16 protein-coding genes are annotated in these 17,704 nt (G+C 59.5%); 8 read left to right on the top strand and 8 right to left on the bottom strand.

What is annotated here, in order from left to right:
• Positions 1–91: 91 nt before the first annotated feature.
• Complete coding sequence (locus KQP88_RS24305; protein ID WP_216704407.1) at positions 92–973, bottom strand: LysR family transcriptional regulator; 882 nt, start codon at positions 971–973, stop codon at positions 92–94.
• A 153-nt stretch (positions 974–1,126) separates the two neighbouring features.
• Between KQP88_RS24305 and lysM the strand changes: the two genes are divergently transcribed.
• Positions 1,127–1,573, top strand: a complete 447-nt coding sequence (gene lysM / locus KQP88_RS24300) for a peptidoglycan-binding protein LysM (RefSeq protein ID WP_216704406.1) — start codon at positions 1,127–1,129, stop codon at positions 1,571–1,573.
• Between the two features lie 54 nt (positions 1,574–1,627).
• Here the strand turns inward: lysM and yrfG are convergent, their stop codons facing one another.
• Positions 1,628–2,290: a GMP/IMP nucleotidase gene (gene yrfG, locus KQP88_RS24295; RefSeq protein ID WP_216704405.1), complete on the bottom strand. Its 663-nt coding sequence runs from the start codon at positions 2,288–2,290 to the stop codon at positions 1,628–1,630.
• 99 nt (positions 2,291–2,389) lie between these two features.
• Between yrfG and nudE the strand changes: the two genes are divergently transcribed.
• Both nudE and cysQ read left to right on the top strand, forming a co-directional pair.
• On the top strand, positions 2,390–2,956 hold the full coding sequence (gene nudE, locus KQP88_RS24290; RefSeq protein ID WP_198729196.1) for an ADP compounds hydrolase NudE: 567 nt from the start codon (positions 2,390–2,392) through the stop codon (positions 2,954–2,956).
• On the top strand, positions 2,953–3,792 hold the full coding sequence (gene cysQ, locus KQP88_RS24285; RefSeq protein ID WP_216704404.1) for a 3'(2'),5'-bisphosphate nucleotidase CysQ: 840 nt from the start codon (positions 2,953–2,955) through the stop codon (positions 3,790–3,792). The genes nudE and cysQ overlap by 4 nt, the downstream gene beginning before the upstream one ends.
• A 26-nt stretch (positions 3,793–3,818) precedes the next feature.
• Here cysQ and KQP88_RS24280 read toward each other — a convergent pair whose 3' ends face one another.
• The 6 genes from KQP88_RS24280 to rfbB all read right to left on the bottom strand — a co-directional run bounded on the left by KQP88_RS24280 (position 3,819) and on the right by rfbB (position 10,251).
• Positions 3,819–4,289: a YiiD C-terminal domain-containing protein gene (locus KQP88_RS24280; protein ID WP_216704403.1), complete on the bottom strand. Its 471-nt coding sequence runs from the start codon at positions 4,287–4,289 to the stop codon at positions 3,819–3,821.
• Positions 4,276–5,661: a sigma-54-dependent transcriptional regulator gene (locus tag KQP88_RS24275; protein ID WP_216704402.1), complete on the bottom strand. Its 1,386-nt coding sequence runs from the start codon at positions 5,659–5,661 to the stop codon at positions 4,276–4,278. The genes KQP88_RS24280 and KQP88_RS24275 overlap by 14 nt, the downstream gene beginning before the upstream one ends.
• Entirely contained in the window at positions 5,658–7,472 is a 1,815-nt protein-coding gene (locus tag KQP88_RS24270) for a sensor histidine kinase (protein WP_216704401.1), read from the bottom strand. Before KQP88_RS24270 ends, KQP88_RS24275 begins: the two co-directional genes overlap by 4 nt.
• 282 nt (positions 7,473–7,754) lie before the next feature.
• Positions 7,755–8,300 (bottom strand): dTDP-4-dehydrorhamnose 3,5-epimerase, encoded by a 546-nt coding sequence (rfbC, locus tag KQP88_RS24265; RefSeq protein WP_122321602.1) that lies wholly within the window; start codon positions 8,298–8,300, stop codon positions 7,755–7,757.
• Entirely contained in the window at positions 8,297–9,172 is an 876-nt protein-coding gene (rfbA, locus tag KQP88_RS24260; RefSeq protein ID WP_122321604.1) for a glucose-1-phosphate thymidylyltransferase RfbA, read from the bottom strand. The genes rfbC and rfbA overlap by 4 nt, the downstream gene beginning before the upstream one ends.
• Entirely contained in the window at positions 9,169–10,251 is a 1,083-nt protein-coding gene (gene rfbB, locus KQP88_RS24255; protein WP_216704400.1) for a dTDP-glucose 4,6-dehydratase, read from the bottom strand. The genes rfbA and rfbB overlap by 4 nt, the downstream gene beginning before the upstream one ends.
• A gap of 260 nt (positions 10,252–10,511) precedes the next feature.
• Between rfbB and KQP88_RS24250 the strand changes: the two genes are divergently transcribed.
• The 5 genes from KQP88_RS24250 (at position 10,512) to KQP88_RS24230 (ending at position 17,624) form a co-directional block, all read left to right on the top strand.
• Positions 10,512–13,424 (top strand): aminotransferase, encoded by a 2,913-nt coding sequence (locus KQP88_RS24250; protein ID WP_216704399.1) that lies wholly within the window; start codon positions 10,512–10,514, stop codon positions 13,422–13,424.
• 251 nt (positions 13,425–13,675) lie between these two features.
• Positions 13,676–14,554, top strand: a complete 879-nt coding sequence (aguB, locus tag KQP88_RS24245) for an N-carbamoylputrescine amidase (RefSeq protein ID WP_216704398.1) — start codon at positions 13,676–13,678, stop codon at positions 14,552–14,554.
• 5 nt (positions 14,555–14,559) lie between these two features.
• Positions 14,560–15,672 carry an agmatine deiminase gene (gene aguA / locus KQP88_RS24240; protein WP_216706037.1) on the top strand — a complete coding sequence of 371 codons (1,113 nt, stop codon included), beginning with the start codon at positions 14,560–14,562 and terminating at the stop codon, positions 15,670–15,672.
• 203 nt (positions 15,673–15,875) lie between these two features.
• Complete coding sequence (locus KQP88_RS24235) at positions 15,876–16,076, top strand: hypothetical protein (RefSeq protein ID WP_117167423.1); 201 nt, start codon at positions 15,876–15,878, stop codon at positions 16,074–16,076.
• Positions 16,077–16,310: 234 nt separating this feature from the next.
• Positions 16,311–17,624, top strand: coding sequence for an OprD family porin (locus KQP88_RS24230; protein WP_216704397.1), 1,314 nt, complete (start codon positions 16,311–16,313; stop codon positions 17,622–17,624).
• Positions 17,625–17,704 lie beyond the last annotated feature (80 nt).

The raw sequence follows: 17,704 nt of genomic DNA, 5'->3' as shown, positions 1-17,704 counted from the left end.
CCGGCAGTTTGATAGCGCTTAGCCTAGGCCTCTTGTCGGATATCGTCTAATCGCTAGTTCCAATGCTCTGATAGATGACGTCGATCAATACTTATTTCTGGTTTTCTGCCAGAAGCGTGAAGCAGGCCTCCGCCAAGGCTGAGCGCGGCGCGCTGCGGCGCATGATCAGGCCGATGGGTGCCAGCGTGCGTGCATCGGCGATGGGGTGCAGGCCCAGGTGTTCGGTGAGCATGTCCAGACCGCCGTCCAGCGGCATGATGGTGCAGCAGAAACCGCCATGCACGGCCTGCATCAACTGGTGAACGGCATCGGTTTGCAGCAGTGGCTGCGGATGCAGGCCGCGGCTGTGGAAGTTGTGATCGATGGACTGGCGAAAATGCATGCCGCTGGTCAGCGCGCCCAGTGGCAGTTCGACCAGCTCGCTCCAGGTCAATGGCTCTTCGCCAAAGCTGAAGTGGCGGCGGTCATATAGCAGGCCCATGCGGGTTTCATCCAGCGTCAGGGTGTCGAAGCGTTCGTTATCCAGGCGCTCCAGATATGACACGCCCAGATCGATGCGATTGCTCGCCAGTTGTTCCAGAACCTGCTCGGAGCTGAGCGAAGACAGCTCGAAGCGCAGATTGGGGTGGATCTGATGCAGCCGGTGCAACAGCGAGAGCGGATCGAAACTCGAAAGCGGCACCACACCCAGGCGCAGGGTCCCGACCAGATGCCCACGGCAGGCCGCTGCTTCAGCCTGCAAGCCGTCATAAGCCGAAAGAACGGTTCTGGCCCAGGCCAGCACCCGCTCACCGGGAGCGGTAAAACCTTCAAAACGCTGCCCGCGCATGACCAGCGGCAAGCCCAGCTCTTCTTCAAGATTGCGCAGGCGCATGGACAGTGTGGGTTGGGTGATATTGCAGCGTGCTGCTGCCTGGCCGAAGTGACGAGTCTCGTCGAGCGCGATCAGGAATTTCAGTTGCTTGATGTCCATCTTCACTCCGATAGGCGAGGCAGGGAATTGATTCTACGCGTTCAACGAAGCCTGTGGGGTGGGCAACGTTGGTCGGAACTCCGCAAACCCACGGTTACGGGAGCTATGGTTAATCCTTGCGGGCGTGGCAACAACCGTGAAGGAGAATGAGCAATGAGTCTTTTCGAGTTCTTGAAAACGGCAGGGGAAAACATCCTCGATGCACTGACACCAGGTACTGCCAATGCCGATGAAGCCCTGAAAAAGCGTATTTCCGAGTTTGGATTAGGTAATCCCGATGTTCAAATCACGCTGGATGGCAGCAAGGTCACCGTCACAGGAGAGGTATCCAGTCAGGAAGAAAAGGAAAAGATCCTGCTGGCACTGGGAAATATCTCGGGCGTCGATACCGTGGACGATCAACTGACCCTCGCGGCCGGTGCGCCTGCAACAGCGGCTGCCCGGTTCGTCACGGTGGAAAAGGGCGATACCCTGAGCGCCATCTCGAAGCGGGTGTACGGTGACCCAAACAAGTACCAGAAAATCTTCGAGGCCAACAAGCCGCTGCTCAAGGATGTGAACCATATCTATCCGGGGCAGCAGTTGAGGATTCCTGATTAGGCCTTGAAATGGAGTGGGAGCGAATTCATTCGCGCCTCTTCGCGAATGAATTCGCTACAAACCCTTGATCAGCTCCAGATAATCCTTCACTGCCTCGAACTCTTCTGTGTCCTTTGGCCCTTTCTGGCTATTGGGTTCGCTGACTGCCAGCAAGTGCGCCACACCAAAGCGTCCGGCACTGCGCAGGATCGGCAGGGTATCGTCGATAAACAGGCTGCGCGCCGGGTCGAACGCGGTGTCGGCCTGCAAGGCGTCCCAGAACTGCTGGTTTTCCTTGGGGAAGCCGTAGTCATGGGAGCTGATCAGGCGCTCGAAGTAGGGTGCCAGCTCAATCCTCTCCAGTTTCAATGACAGCGAATCGCGATGGGCGTTGGTGATCATGATCACCCGCTTGCCGGCTTTCTGAAGTGCAGCCAGAAAGGTCTGGGCATCAGGTCGCAAGGCGATCAGGTGCGCGGTTTCGAGTTTCAGGTCGCGCACCGACAGCTTCAACTCCGTGCTCCAGAAGTCCAGGCAGTACCAGTTGAGTGTTCCCGCATGGCGCTCGAACAGCGGCTGCATCTCCAGCAGAGCCATGGCCAGACTGACGCCATGCAATTCGGCATAGCGCTGGGGCAAGTGCTGCATCCAGAAGTGGTCGTCGTAATGCAGGTCGAGCAGAGTGCCGTCCATATCCAGCAGGACGGTATCGATATCGCTCCAGGGCATTGAAAGCATTCTGGCCTCTTCAGGAATTGATGGCGGATGTAAGCATATCCGAGACAGACAATCGGAAAAGCCACGGTATAGTACCCCGTCATCGCAAAGGAGCCTGTCATGCGCCAGAAACCTACCGTCCTCGCCCGCGAAATCGTCGCCAGCAGTCGCCTGTTCAGAGTCGAAGAGCTGCAATTGCGCTTTGCCAACGGGGTCGAGCGTACTTATGAGCGGCTGGTCGGTCGTGGGGCGGGATATGGCGCGGTGATGATTGTCGCCATGATCGACGCCGATCATGCGCTGTTGATCGAAGAATACTGCGGCGGCACGGACGAATATGAATTGTCCTTGCCCAAGGGCCTGATCGAGCCGGGCGAAGATGTACTGGCGGCAGCCAATCGCGAACTCAAAGAAGAAGCAGGCTTCGGTGCCCGCCAACTGGAACACCTGACTGAGCTGTCCTTGTCGCCCGGTTACATGAACCAGAAGATTCAGGTGGTGCTGGCCACTGATCTTTACGAAGAGCGTCTTGAAGGCGACGAGCCCGAGCCGATTCGTGTAGACCAGGTCAACCTGCGAGAGCTGGCCAATCTGGCCCAGAACGCCCAGTTCACTGAAGGCCGCGCCCTGGCGGCGCTGTATCTGGCGCGCGACCTGTTAACCCAACGTGGATTTTTCCTGCCATGACCGATGTGTTCGACAACCTGCAGCATCCGCTTCTTGCTCCTGTGATCGATCTGGTCCGGCTGGCGGGTGAGGCGATCCTGCCGTTCTGGCGCTCGGGCGTCGCCGTGACCGCCAAGGCCGATGATTCCCCCGTGACCGCTGCCGATCTGGCGGCTCATCAGGTATTGGTCGAGGGGTTGCAGGCGCTTGACCCTTCGATTCATGTGTTGTCCGAAGAAGATGCCGACATTCCCCTGAGCGAGCGTGCAGGCTGGGAGCGCTGGTGGCTGGTTGATCCGCTGGACGGCACCAAGGAGTTCATTTCCGGCAGCGAAGAGTTCACGGTTAATGTGGCGCTGATCGAGCGTGGGCGTGTGGTGTTTGGCGTGGTGTCCATGCCCACCAACAATCGCTGCTATTTCGGTGGTGCCGGGCTGGGAGCCTGGCGCAGCGACAATGACAGCCACATCGCGCCCATCGCGGTGCGTGACGAGCCGGGTGCCGGGCAGGAATTTACCGTTGTCGCCAGCCGTCGCCATTCCAGCCCTGAGCAGGAGCGCCTGCTGGCCGGGCTGTCTGCCTGCCTGGGCGAGCTGCAACTGACCAGTATCGGCAGCTCATTGAAGTTCTGTCTGGTGGCTGAGGGCGCAGCCGATTGCTACCCGCGACTGGCTCCGACTTCCCAGTGGGATACCGCTGCCGCTCAAGGTGTACTTGAAGGCGCTGGCGGCGAAGTGCTGCAACTCGATGGCGAACCGTTCAGCTACCCGGCCCGCGAATCACTGCTCAACCCGTTCTTCCTGGCCTTGCCTGCAAAGGCCAAATGGCGTGAAAAACTGCTGGAACTGGCTCGGTAGGAGCGAATTCATTCGCGAATGCCGGTTCACCGATGCAGCACAAACTGTCCGGTAAACCTCACGGCATCCGCTTCGCTGTCCTGCGCCGTGATGCGGGTCTGCAAGGTCAGGCGCGCACGGCCGCGGCGTTGATAGGTGGCGATGAATTTGTCCCACTGTGCATCATCCGGTGCATCGCACAGGGCAATGGCGTCGCTGCGAACCGGTAGCGGATAACTGATCTGTCCGTCCTGAATCACGATATGCCCATCGTCGATTCCGGCTTCCTGCAACCGCAGGTGCAGCCATCCCCAACCCGCCAGCACCGCGCCGCAATACAGGCTGCCGCCGAACAGCGTGCTTTTGTGATTGATATTGGGGGCCAGCGGCAGATGCAGGCGCAGCCTGTGGTTTTGCCAGTCGATAACCCGCATGCCCATTTCGCGGGTCAGCGGGATGTCGTGGTGCAGGACGCGCTCCAGCGCCTGTGCGGGCGAGCCCTGTTCAGTCGAGCTCATCGGCTGCTCCCGTGCTGTCGCCAAAACTCAGGCCGTGTTTGCGCAGCTTGTCGTGCAAGGTCTTGCGTGGCAGCCCCAGCGCTTCGGCGAGGCTGCGGACCGAACTGTGCGGGCGGGTCAGTTCGGCAGCAATCAGGGCGCGCTCGAAACTTTCCACCTGATCGCTCAAGCCGCCGCTGACCGGTGCGGCGTCCGGCGTGGTGCTGCCTTCCAGCTCCAGTTCCAGCCCCAGAGCGAAGCGCTCGGCGGCGTTCTGCAGTTCGCGCACGTTGCCCGGCCAGTTGTGGCGCAGCAAAAGAGCGCGCTGGCCCGGCGTGAGTTCATGCTTGGGAATGCCATGGCGCATGCTGGCGGCATCGGCGTAATGCTCGAACAGCATCAGCGCGTCTTCGCCTCGCTCACGCAGCGGCGGAATGCGCAGCGAAGCGACATTCAGGCGGTAATACAAGTCCGCCCGGAAGCGCCCTTGATCGGCGGCCTGACGCAGGTCTTCCTTGGTGGCGGCAATCACGCGGATATCCAGCGGGATCTGCTGGTTGCTGCCCATGCGCTCGACCACACGCTCCTGCAACAGCCGCAGCAGTTTGACCTGCACGTCCATGCTCATGCTTTCGATTTCGTCGAGAAACAGCGTGCCGCCGTTGGCGAATTCGAACTTGCCGATGCGACGCTTCTGCGCGCCGGTGAAAGCGCCGGGCTCATGACCGAACAGCTCGCTTTCCACCACCGACTCGGCCAGCGCCCCGGCGTTGATCGCCACGAACGGGCCGTTGCGACGGTTGGACAGGTCGTGCAAGGCCCTGGCAACCACTTCCTTGCCAGCGCCGGTTTCACCTAGGATCAGGACGTCGGCACGGGTCGCCGCCAGTGCGCCGATCTGTTCGCGCAGGCGCAGCATGGGCGTGGACTGACCCACCAGCCGGGTGCTCAATTGCTGGCGATCACTCAAGGCCAGCCGCAGGCTGCGGTTATCCAGCACCAGACGTCGCAGTGCCAGCGCCCGGCGCACGCTGTCGAGCAAGGCATCGCTGGCGAAGGGTTTTTCGAGGAAGTCATAGGCCCCGGCGCGCATGGCCTGGACCGCCAGCGGGACATCGCCATGGCCGGTGATCAGCAAGACCGGCAATTCCGGGTCCTGGCTGTGCAGGTGGCTCAGCAGTTCCAGGCCATCCATGCCGGGCATGCGGATATCGCTGACGATGACGCCCGGCCAGTCGCGACCGATGCGGCTGGCCAGCCCGTTGGCTTCGGTCAGTGGCAGGACTTTCATGCCCGCCAGGTCGAGCGTCTGGCTCAAGGCCTGGCGCAGGTGCGAGTCGTCGTCGATCAGCACCACTTGAATCTGGCTGTCGATGGCGGTATCCGAACTCATGCGGAAAGATCCTCTGGCGGTTGAAGGTTGGCCCCGGAAGAACCGGCGCGCAGACGCAGGGTGAGCAATGCACCACCGGTCGGGTGATTGGCGAACAACAGCTCGCCGCCCAGGGCGCGCATCAGCGTATCGCAGATCGCAAGCCCGAGCCCCAGGCCCTGAGTGCGGGTCTTGGTGGTGAAGAACGGTTCGCGTGCCCGGGCCAGTGCTTCCGGAGTAAAGCCCGAGCCATTGTCGCGAATGTACAGGTTGACGCCCTCGCTTGTGGCTTCGGCACTTATCCACAGCCTGCGGGGCGGGCCTTTTTCGGTCAGGGCATCCAGCGCATTGGCCAGAAGGTTGCCCAACACCTGGCGCAACCGGGTTTCACCGGCCTGAACCCACAGGGTCGCGTCCGGCAGGTCGCGGATCAGTTCGACCTCCATGGCGCGACGTCGTTTGGCCAACAGCGCAAGGGCATCGTCCAGTGCCGGTTGCAGCGCAACGCTTTCCGGTGCGTGTCGGTCCCGGCGGGCGAAGGCGCGCAGGTGGGCGATGATCGACGCCATGCGGCCGGTCAGCTCGCTGATCAGCTTCAGATTGCCGCGAGCGTCTTCGGTGCGCTGGTGATCCAGAAGCACTTCCGCGTTTTCGGCATAGCTGCGGATCGCCGCCAGCGGCTGATTGAGTTCATGACTGATACTGGCCGACATGGTGCCCAGTGCCGAAAGCTTGCCGGCCTGTACCAGTTCATCCTGAGCGCGGACCAGTTCCTGCTGAGCTTGCTCGCGCTCAAGAACTTCCTGCTTGAGCCGGCTGTTGAGGCCTTCCAGGTCGCTGGTGCGCTCCATGACGCGCATTTCAAGTTCACGCCGAGCCTTGGCCTCGAAGGCGATGCGATCCAGATAATGACGCCGGCGCTGCATCATCAGGCCCAGCAGCGACATCAGCACCAGCAGGCCTGCGCCACCAATCGCAACCACGGTACGCACCTGCCGGTCGAGCAGCACACGGGGCGCAAGGATGCTGACGTTCCAGTCGGTTTCGGCAATCGAGCGGGTCTGGGTCAGCCAGGCACGTTCATCGAGCTTGAGCGGCTTTGGGTCGCGGGTCGGGTAAGGCTGTATGGCGACGATGGCTTTCTTTTCTTCTTCGCTCAGTTCGCGTGTCGCCCGGAAGCGCCATTCCGGGTTGGAGGTCAGGATCACCACGCCGTTCTGGTCAGTGAGCAGCAATTGTTCGGGCGTCTTGCCCCACAGGGTTTCGGTGTGGTCCAGATCGACCTTGACCACCAGCACGCCCGTGACCTCGCCGTTGTCACTGACCGGCGCGGCGAAAAAGTAACCACGCTTGACCGAGGTTGTACCCAGGCCGAAGAAACGCCCCAGTTTCCCGGCCAGCGCATCGCTGAAGTAAGGCCGGAACGAAAAGTTGCGGCCTATGAAGCGGTCGGGCTGCTCCGAATTGGAGGCCGCTATGGTCAGGCCGTTGCGGTCCATCAGGTACATGACGTCTGCACCGGTTTGCCGGACGATGTCCTTGAGCAATTGATTGGCGTGCTGTTGTGTCGCCGGATCGCCAGGTCGGGCCAGCACATCATGCAGGGCCGGCAGGTCCGCAAGAATCTGTGGCAGGGTTTCGTAGCGGTGCAGGGTGCCCAGCAGGCTGGCCACGTAAAGGTCCAGGGTCTGGCGATTCTGGCTGGCCAGCTCGCTTCGGTAGTAGCGTTCGGCAAGGTGTTCGAGCGGCCACAGCATCGGGGCCAGGCACAAGGCCAGAAGGGCGAGGCTGCGCCAGCGGGGACGATTTGGAATGGCGGCTTTGGTAGTCATGTCTGGGCGATGGCCGAAAGTGTGCTGGCCTGTCTGTCGCGAATGAGTTCGCTCTTATCAAACAAAACTCAACATCATGAATTTCAACGTGAGGTAGGAGCGCGCTTGCCCGCGACCGGCTGCGTTAGCAGTCGTAAATTTTGCGAGCGCTTCGCACTCGGTCGCGGGCAAGCACGCTCCTACAGCTCAGTGCGTAAACGAATTCATTCGCGAACCTCATGATCGCGTCAGAGCAGGCGTCTCAGAAAGCTGCATTATGCCTGCCGTCACGCCGACAGGCACTCACGCAAACAGGTCAGCGTCTTTCAGGCTCTTGCCTTGCTGGTCCTTGGCCGACAACTGCGGTGCGTCGGTCAGCTCCCAGTCGATGGCCAGGTCGGCATCGTCCCAGCGAATGCAGCGCTCGGCGGAAGGGGTGTAGTAGTCGGTGGTCTTGTACAGGAACTCTGCGTAATCGCTCAGCACCACGAAACCATGGGCGAAGCCTTTGGGGACCCACAACTGGCGCCCGTTTTCAGCCGACAGGCGTACACCTGCCCATTGGCCGAATGTCGGAGAGCTGCGGCGGATATCCACGGCGATATCCAGCACTTCGCCAGCCGTGACCCGCACCAGTTTGTCCTGAGCGTTTTCGATCTGGTAATGCAGGCCACGCAATACGCCTTTCTGCGAACGCGAGTGGTTGTCCTGGACGAAGTCCGGCTTGATGCCGGTCGCTTCGAAGAAAGCCCTGGCGTTGTAGCTTTCGTAGAAGAAGCCGCGCTCATCGCCGAACACTTTGGGTTCGATGATCAAGACGTCTTGCAACTTTGTGGCTGTTACTTTCACTTACGTTCCCCTGCAAGTTGGAACAGATACTGGCCGTAACCGGTCTTGCCAAAATAATCGGCACGGTGCAGTAAATGTTTACAGTCTATCCAGTCATTCTGATAAGCGATTTCTTCAAGGCAGGCAACCTTCAGGCCTTGTCGATGTTCGATGGTCTGCACATACGCCGAGGCATCGAGCAGGCTGTCATGGGTTCCGGTATCGAGCCAGGCAAAGCCCCGCCCGAAACGTTCGACCCGCAACTCGCCGCGCTGCAGATAGGCGTTGTTCACATCGGTGATTTCCAGCTCGCCGCGTGGTGAGGGCTTCACGTCCCTGGCGATCTGGATCACTTCGTTATCGTAGAAATACAAACCTGTGACCGCGTAGTTGGATTTTGGGGCCTCGGGTTTTTCTTCGATGGAGAGCGCACGGCCTTCATCGTCGAAATCGATGACACCGAAGCGCTCCGGATCTTTTACCCAGTAGCCGAACACCGTGGCACCTTTGGTATTTGCCGCGGCTTTTTGCAGTTGCTCGCTGAAATGCTGACCGTGGAAGATGTTGTCCCCCAGAATCAGGCACACCGAGTCATTGCCGATGAACGCTTCCCCGATAAGGAACGCCTGAGCCAGACCATCGGGCCTGGGCTGCTCGGCGTAGTGAAAGCTTACGCCGAACTGACTGCCGTCGCCCAGCAGTTTGCGGTACTGCGGCAAATCCAGGGGCGTGGAGATAATCAGGATTTCCCGGATGCCGGCCAGCATCAGCACCGAAATCGGGTAGTAGATCATCGGTTTGTCATAGACCGGCAGCAGTTGCTTTGAGATGCCCAGCGTGATCGGGTGCAAGCGTGAGCCCGAGCCCCCGGCCAGTACGATTCCCTTGGTCATGCGATCAGATCCTTGTGGTCAGTGAAGCCCAGTCGTTCCCCCTGATAACTGCCATCCTGAACCCTGCGGCACCAGTCCAGGTTATCCAGATACCACTGCACGGTCTTGCGCAGCCCTGAGTCGAATGTTTCGACAGGCGTCCAGCCCAGCTCGTGTTCGATCTTGCCCGCATCGATGGCGTAGCGTTGATCGTGGCCGGGACGGTCGACCACGTAGGTGATCAGGTCACTGAAGCGCTCCACACCCGCGGGACGTGTCGGCGCCAGCTCTTCCAGCAAGGCACAGATGCCGCGCACCACATCGATATTCTTCTGCTCGTTATGCCCGCCGATGTTGTAGGTCTCGCCGACCACGCCCTCGGTCACCACCTTGAGCAGCGCCCTGGCGTGATCTTCGACGTACAGCCAGTCACGCACCTGCAGGCCGTCGCCGTACACGGGCAGTGGCTTGCCTGCCAGCGCGTTGAGAATCATCAGCGGGATCAGCTTTTCGGGGAAATGAAACGGCCCGTAATTGTTCGAGCAGTTGGTCACGATCACCGGCAGCCCGTAAGTGCGATGCCAGGCCCGCACCAGATGGTCCGAAGCAGCCTTGCTGGCGGAGTAGGGCGAGCTGGGCGCATAAGGTGTGGTTTCGGTGAACAGGTCATCGACGCCATGCAGGTCGCCGTACACTTCATCGGTGGAAATATGATGGAAGCGAAAGACCCGGCGCTCGGCTTCGGGCAATGTCAGCCAATAGCCGCGAGCAGCTTCCAGCAGGCTGTAGGTGCCGACGATATTGGTCTGGATGAAGTCGCCCGGGCCATCGATGGAGCGGTCCACATGGGACTCGGCCGCCAGATGCATGATGGCGTGGGGCTCGAACCGTTCGAGCACGGCACGGACTCTGGCCTGATCACAGATATCGGCCTGTACGAACTCGTAGCGTGTGTCGGTCGCGATGCAACTCAGTGATTCAAGGTTGCCCGCGTAGGTCAGCTTGTCGAAGTTGAGGACTTCGTGCTCAGTGTTCTGTATCAGATGTCGGATCAATGCAGAGCCGATAAAGCCTGCTCCACCGGTCACGAGTATTCGCATGATCGGGTCTTCTCTGTAGTAGGTCTTGATCGTTATGCAGCATAGCCTGTCGCATGGCGACGTGCGGTATGCAGACAGCATCGGACAATATCCGGTGCACACGTAATGAAATAAATTGATAGATCACAGCGCCGTCGCCATAAAACCGCCGTCCGTTCACTGAACAGAAGTTGGTGACGAGGATCAGGCACCCTATAGTTGCTCGATTGGAATGCCGTTGCCGATCTGGCCGGGGATCATAACAAGAACGAGGTTGTTACATGCCGCTCGCTACGCTTATCCGCCGCTCCAGCCTGCCTTGTCCGCAGGTCGATACTGACCAGGCCCTGCAACTGCTTGAGCAGCATTACGGGTTGAGCGGTGCCCTGAAAGAGTTGGGCAGCCAGCAGGATCGCAACTTTCTGCTCGACGCCGGGCAACGCCGCTATGTGCTGAAAATCTGCCACGGCGATTACTCCACTGTGGAGCTGGACGCCCAGCATGGGGCGTTACAGCATCTGGCCAGTCATTCGGCGGTGCGCGTGCCGGGCGTGATCCGCGCCAACAGCACCGAGCAGTTGCTGTCTCTGGACGTCGATGGCCGGGCCGTTCATGTGCGTTTGCTGGAGTTTATCGACGGCCAGTCTCTGGGCCATGTTCAGCATCTGAGCCATGAGGTGGTGACCCGTCTCGGCGAGCTGTGCGCTCAGGTCGATCAGGCGCTTGCGGCATTTGAACACCCCGGTCTTGAGCGCATCCTGCAATGGGACCCCCGGCATGCCCAGGCCCTGATCAGGCACCTGCTGCCCGTGATCTCGAACGCCAATGAGCGTCTCTGCCTCATGGAGGCCGCCGAGCAGGCGCATAAGCGTTTGCTGCCACTCATTCCGGAACTGCCGATCCAGGCCGTCCATCTGGATATCACCGAACACAATGTGGTCTGGACTCGGGATGCGGAGCGGCGCTGGCAACTGCAAGGCCTGATCGATTTCGGGGATCTGGTCACTACCTGGCGAGTGGCGGATCTGTCGGTCACCTGCGCTGCGCTGCTGCATCATGCCGAAGGTGATCCTTTCTACATCCTGCCGGCGATTCGCGCCTACCACGCCATCAATCCGCTGAAGACCGCTGAGTTGCAGGCCTTGTGGCCACTGATCGTCGCCCGCTCGGCGGTGCTGGTGCTCAGCAGTGAGCAGCAGGCCAGTGTCGAGCCGGGCAACACCTATATCCAGGCCAATCTGGAAGGCGAATGGGGCATCTTCGAGGTAGCGACCTCGGTGCCGATGCAATTGATGGAAGCTGCCATTCTGCAGGCGGTCGGGATCGAGCCGGAGACTGCTGCACAGCCGGTCTATTTCCCACTGCTGCCCAGCCTGGCTGGCCGTGAATTCCAGATCGTTGATCTGGGCGTGCTCAGCGAGCATTTCGTGGCCGGGAACTGGGAGCAAAGTGGTATCGACGAGCGCTTGCTGATGGAAGCCGCCGCCCGTACCGGGCAGGCCTCGAGCCGCTTTGGTGAATATCGCCTGTCACGCACCTTGCCCGACAGCGCTACAGAGCCCGACACCTTTGCCTTGCACGTCGAACTGCATCTGCCAGCCGAAACGCCTCTGCATGCACCCTTCAACGTAACCCTGCGCCTGACAGCCGATGCGGCGTTGTGGCTGGTGGGCGATGCGCTGAGCGTGAGGCTGTGGGGCGCCGTGACAGACCTGAAGCCCGGAAGTCTCGTCGCGGCGGGTGATGTGATCGGGCAGGGCGGTGGTTCCCTGCTGCTGCAACTTTGCACGGATGCCGAACTGAGCCCGCCACTGTTCACTACAGCATCACGGGCCGCTGCATGGCGAGTGCTGAGCCCATCGCCCGCGACCTTGCTGGGGTTTGACTGTGATGCACCTTCTGTTGCGGATGCGCCCGAGCTGCTGAGCCGCCGCGATGCCAGCTTCGCCCGCTCGCAGAAACATTATTACCAGGCTCCGCCACAGATCGAGCGTGGCTGGCGCAATCACTTGATCGACATGCAAGGCCGTTCCTACCTGGACATGCTCAATAACGTGGCGGTGCTGGGCCATGGTCATCCGCGCATGGCCCGGGAAGCCGGTCGCCAGTGGTCGCTGCTCAACACCAACTCCCGCTTTCACTACGCCGCCATCGTCGAGTTTTCCGAGCGTCTGCTCAAACTGGCACCTGAAGGGATGGACCGCGTGTTTCTGGTCAACAGCGGCACCGAGGCCAATGACCTGGCGATTCGTCTGGCCTGGGCCTACAGCGGCGGGCGCGACATGCTCAGCGTGCTGGAGGCCTATCACGGCTGGTCGGTGGCGACCGATGCCATCTCCACTTCGATTGCCGACAATCCCCAGGCATTGAGCACGCGCCCGGACTGGGTGCATCCAGTAACAGCGCCCAATACCTATCGCGGCCCTTATCGCGGCAGCGACAGCACGCCGGACTACGTGCGCAGTGTCGATCAGACGCTGGCAAACCTGGCCGAACAGCAGCGGCAAGTGGCCGGGTTCATCTGCGAGCCGGTGTATGGCAATGCCGGCGGGATTTCCCTGCCGCCGGGTTATCTGCAACAGGTCTACCAGAAGGTCCGTGCGCAGGGCGGCGTGTGCATCGCCGATGAAGTGCAGGTGGGTTACGGACGCCTGGGCCATTACTTCTGGGGTTTTGAAGAACAGAATGTGGTGCCTGACATCATCACCATGGCCAAGGGCATGGGCAACGGCCACCCGCTGGGCGCCGTTATTACCCGCCGCGAAATTGCCGAAGCGCTGGAAGCCGAGGGTTATTTCTTCTCGTCATCCGGTGGCAGCCCGGTCAGTTGCCGGATCGGCATGGCGGTGCTGGATGTGATGGAAGAAGAAAATCTGTGGGAAAACGCTCGTCAGGTCGGCGACCACTTCAAGGCGCGACTGGAGGCCTTGGCCGATAAACATCCGCTGGTGGGTGCCGTGCATGGCATGGGCTTCTACCTGGGTGTCGAATTCGTCCGGGACCGTCAGACCCTGGAACCGGCCACCGAAAAAACCGCTCAACTGTGTGAACGCCTGCGCGAACTGGGCATTTTCATGCAGCCGACTGGCGATTACCTGAACATTCTCAAGATCAAACCGCCCATGTGCACCACTCGGCAAAGCGTGGAATTTTTCGTCGAGAGTGTGTCCAAGGTGTTGAGCGAACTGGAATAAATTCGATGGGTATCGGCTTAAATTGGAGTTTTATTTTGTTTTGAGCCGTTATCCTCTTTAAAAGCCGATTTTTATCCGTTATAAAACGGCAACTGTTTACTGATATCTGATACCTGTGGGAGAGAATCGGGCGGCGTTCCGCTCATTCGCGAAGTCACCATTTGCGAAATCGCCATTCGCGAATGAATTCGCTCCCACTGAGTTTTTCAAGTCATCCAAGATTTTCATGAGCCCGCCCAGGAGGCATTTCCATGAGCCGTATCGTCACCGTCGCCGCCACCCAGATGGCCTGTTCCTGGGATCTGGAAGCCAATATCGAAACCGCTGAAAAGCTGGTACGTGAGGCTGCTGCCAAAGGTGCGCAGATCATCCTGATCCAGGAACTGTTCGAGATGCCGTACTTCTGCCAGAAGCCCAACCCGGACTATCTGCAGCTGGCGACCACCCTGGAATCCAACGTGGCGATCAAGCACTTCCAGAACATCGCTCGCGAACTGCAAGTGGTTTTGCCTATCAGCTTCTTCGAGCTGGCGGGGCGTGCGCGCTTCAACACCATCGCGATCATCGATGCAGACGGCACCAATCTGGGCATCTACCGCAAGAGCCACATCCCGGACGGCCCTGGCTATCACGAAAAGTATTACTTCAACCCGGGCGATACCGGCTTCAAGGTCTGGCAGACCCGTTACGCGAAAATCGGCGTGGGCATCTGCTGGGACCAGTGGTTCCCGGAGTGCGCGCGCAGCATGGCGTTGCAGGGTGCGGAAATCCTGTTCTACCCGACCGCCATCGGCAGCGAGCCGCATGACAAGACCATCAGCTCCCGCGATCACTGGCAGCGTGTGCAACAGGGCCATGCCGGCGCCAACCTGATGCCGCTGATCGCCAGCAACCGTATCGGCAACGAAGAGCAGGACGGTTACGACATCACGTTCTATGGCTCGTCGTTCATCGCCAACCAGTTCGGTGAAAAAGTCGCCGAACTCGATGAAACCGAAGAGGGCGTGCTGGTTCACACCTTCGACCTGGACGAGCTGGAGCACATCCGCAGCGCCTGGGGCTCGTTCCGTGACCGCCGCCCGAACCTGTACGGCGCGATCAAGACCCTCGACGGCTCGCTGGAGTCCTGATGGCCATGACGACGCTCAAGAGCACGCCCCGCGCCGACGGTTTCCACATGCCCGCCGAATGGGCGCCACAGACTCAGGTCTGGATGGTCTGGCCGGAGCGTCCCGACAACTGGCGCCTGGGCGGCAAGCCCGCGCAGGCTGCCCATGTTGCCATCGCCAAGGCGATTGCCCGTTTCGAGCCGGTCACGGTTGCGGTGTCTGCCAGGCAATATGACAACGCCCGCGCCCACCTCGACATGCCCAACATTCGTGTAGTGGAAATCAGCAATGACGATGCCTGGGTGCGCGATACCGGCCCGACCTTCGTCATCAACTACCAGGGCGAAGTGCGTGGCGTGGACTGGGACTTCAATGCCTGGGGCGGCTTTGACGGCGGCCTGTATTCGCCGTGGAACCTGGACTCGCAACTGGCGAGCAAGGTCCTGGAAATCGAACGTTGCCCGCGTTATGTCACCGAAGGCTTCGTGCTTGAGGGCGGCTCGATCCATGTCGATGGCGAAGGCACCCTGATTACCACTGAAGAATGCCTGCTCAATCGCAACCGCAACCCGAACCTCTCCCGTGAGCAGATCGAAGCGGTGCTCAGCGATAACCTGGCGGTGGACAAGGTCATCTGGCTGCCCGATGGTCTGTTCAACGACGAAACGGACGGGCATGTGGATAACTTCTGCTGCTACGTGCGTCCGGGTGAGGTGTTGCTGGCCTGGACCGATGATCCCAAAGACCCCAACTACACACGTTGTCATGCAGCGTTGAGTATTTTGGAAAACACCCGTGATGCCAAAGGACGTGAAATCACCGTCCATAAAATGCCTATTCCCGGTCCCTTGTTCGCGACCGAAGAAGAATGTGCAGGCGTCGACAAGGTGCACGGCAGTCAGGAACGCGACCCTTCGGTGCGTCTGGCGGGCTCTTATGTGAACTTTCTGATCGTCAACGGCGGCATCATTGCCCCGAGTTTCGATGATCCGATGGACGAGACAGCCCGTGAAATCCTGCAGCGGCTGTTCCCTGAGCATGAGGTGGTGATGGCACCTGGCCGTGAGTTACTGCTGGGCGGAGGTAATATCCATTGCCTGACCCAACAGCAACCTGCTCCCCGGAAGACGCCTTTGTAATATTTGCTTACATCCCTGACTGGCAAATGGTCCTTTTTTTGCTGCACTAAGCCTATCAACCGATAGGCTTTTTTTTGGGTAACGCTTTGTAGCAATTACCTTGATTCTGGCCCGACGGTGGGTAAATAGCGGGAGGTTTTTTTCGTTTTTCTGTCACAAAGCGTCCGTAGATTTAGCCCCTCACGGCTCAAGAGGTTGTCATTATGAACGCAGGTATCAACCGGCATAATGCTCGTGGTTTGTCTGCCAGTTACGAGGCTCGCCAGATGATGGCGGATTGGTTAAGGACGACCAAACTCCCGAAACCCCGACCGGATGTGCGGGCAATGCTTCTGCAGCGATATCCGGCAGGCCTGTTCAACGATGCGGAACTCGAGGCTCTGTTGGGTGTGCTGAAAGACTGATTATCGCGTAGGACCCTTCTAACACGGCCATCTCCATGTTTGACACCCCTCAAGCCTTGGGACTAGGATTCACGTCCCACCGCTTGTGGCTATACGCCATGTACGTCCATTCGTAGTCCGCTGCGATGATCTCGTTCGGTCTTCTGTACTTTCGCCCAAAGTCAGAAATCCTCGGTCGCCCTCTCTCAGGGAAGCCGCCACGGCGCGTGTCAATCCGTAAAGAAGGAAAACAAGATGTTTAATAAACGTATCGGTTTGCTCGCTCTGGGCATTATCAGCGCTAGCCAGGCAATGGCGCAGGGGCAAGCAGATTCCAAGGGCTTCATTGACGACAGCCACTTGACCATCAATCTGCGTAACGCGTACATCAACCGCGATTACAAGAATGGTGATGACGACAAGGCTGAATGGGGCCAGGCGTTCATCGGTAACTTCACGTCCGGTTTCACCCAGGGCACCGTGGGTGTGGGCGTTGATGCATTCGGTCTGTACGGCATCCGTCTGGATGGTGGTAAAGGTCGCAGCGGCGCTGGCGGTATCGACTTCTTCAAGCAGGGCAGCCCTGATGCAGATGGCACCAATGGCTCCGCAGCCAACGACCTGTCTCGTGCTGGCGCAGCGGTAAAATTCCGCGTTTCCAACACTGTGCTCAAGTACGGCGATCAAATGCCTCAGCTGCCAGTGCTGAGCTACGATAACTCGCGCCTGTTACCAGAAAGTTACACCGGCACCATGATCACTTCCAAAGAGATCGAAGGTCTGGAACTGGTTGCCGGTCGTTTCACTCAGGAAGCTCGCAAGAGCGCTGAAGGTCGTGACAGTGGTGACCTGAAAAGCATCAACGTGTTCGGCGGTAGCTACAAGTTCACCGACGCATTCAGCGCCGCTGCTTACGCTTCCGACAACGAAGACGTATTCAAGAAGCAGTACCTGAACCTGAACTACGTCTTCGCTCTGCCACAAGACCAGTCTCTGACTCTGGACTTCAACGGCTACAAGACCAAGCTGGACAAGGACTATTCTGCTGCCGCCGCCGCTGGCGCGCGTGACAACAAGATCTGGAGCCTGGCGGCGACCTGGGCTGTGGGCATCCACTCCTTCACCCTGGCTCACCAACGCAGCACCGGCGAAACCGGCTACAACTATGGTGGCTATCAGGCTGGCCAGTTCAATAACCGTGGTTTCGGTGATGGCGGCAACACCATCTACCTGGCCAACTCCTACTGGTCTGACTTCAACGGCAAGGACGAGCGTTCGTGGCAAGTTGCCTACGGCGTCGACCTGTCCAGCCTGATCACTCCAGGCCTGAGCTACAAGACTGCCTACGTTCGTGGCGACAACATCGACGACGGCACCCCAGGTAGCGGCAATGGCACAGAGCGTGAGTTCTTCAACCAGGTGACCTACGTTGTACAAGGCGGCCCGGCCAAAGACTTGTCCGTTCGCCTGCGTAGCTCGATCCTGCGTGTTTCCGCTGATGCTCAGAACTACAACAGCGAAGGTAACGAAGTTCGTATCTTCGTGGATTACCCAATCAACGTCTTCTAATGACGTGACTGTGTAACCGCTGTTTGAAAAATGCCCCGGTCTCTGGATCGGGGCATTTTTTATGGGTGACTGTCAGGCAT

This window comes from Pseudomonas lijiangensis (assembly GCF_018968705.1).
Lineage (GTDB): Bacteria > Pseudomonadota > Gammaproteobacteria > Pseudomonadales > Pseudomonadaceae > Aquipseudomonas > Aquipseudomonas lijiangensis.
The sequence above is the reverse complement of the archived record's forward strand: the minus strand, read 5'-3'. Positions and strand labels throughout refer to the sequence as shown.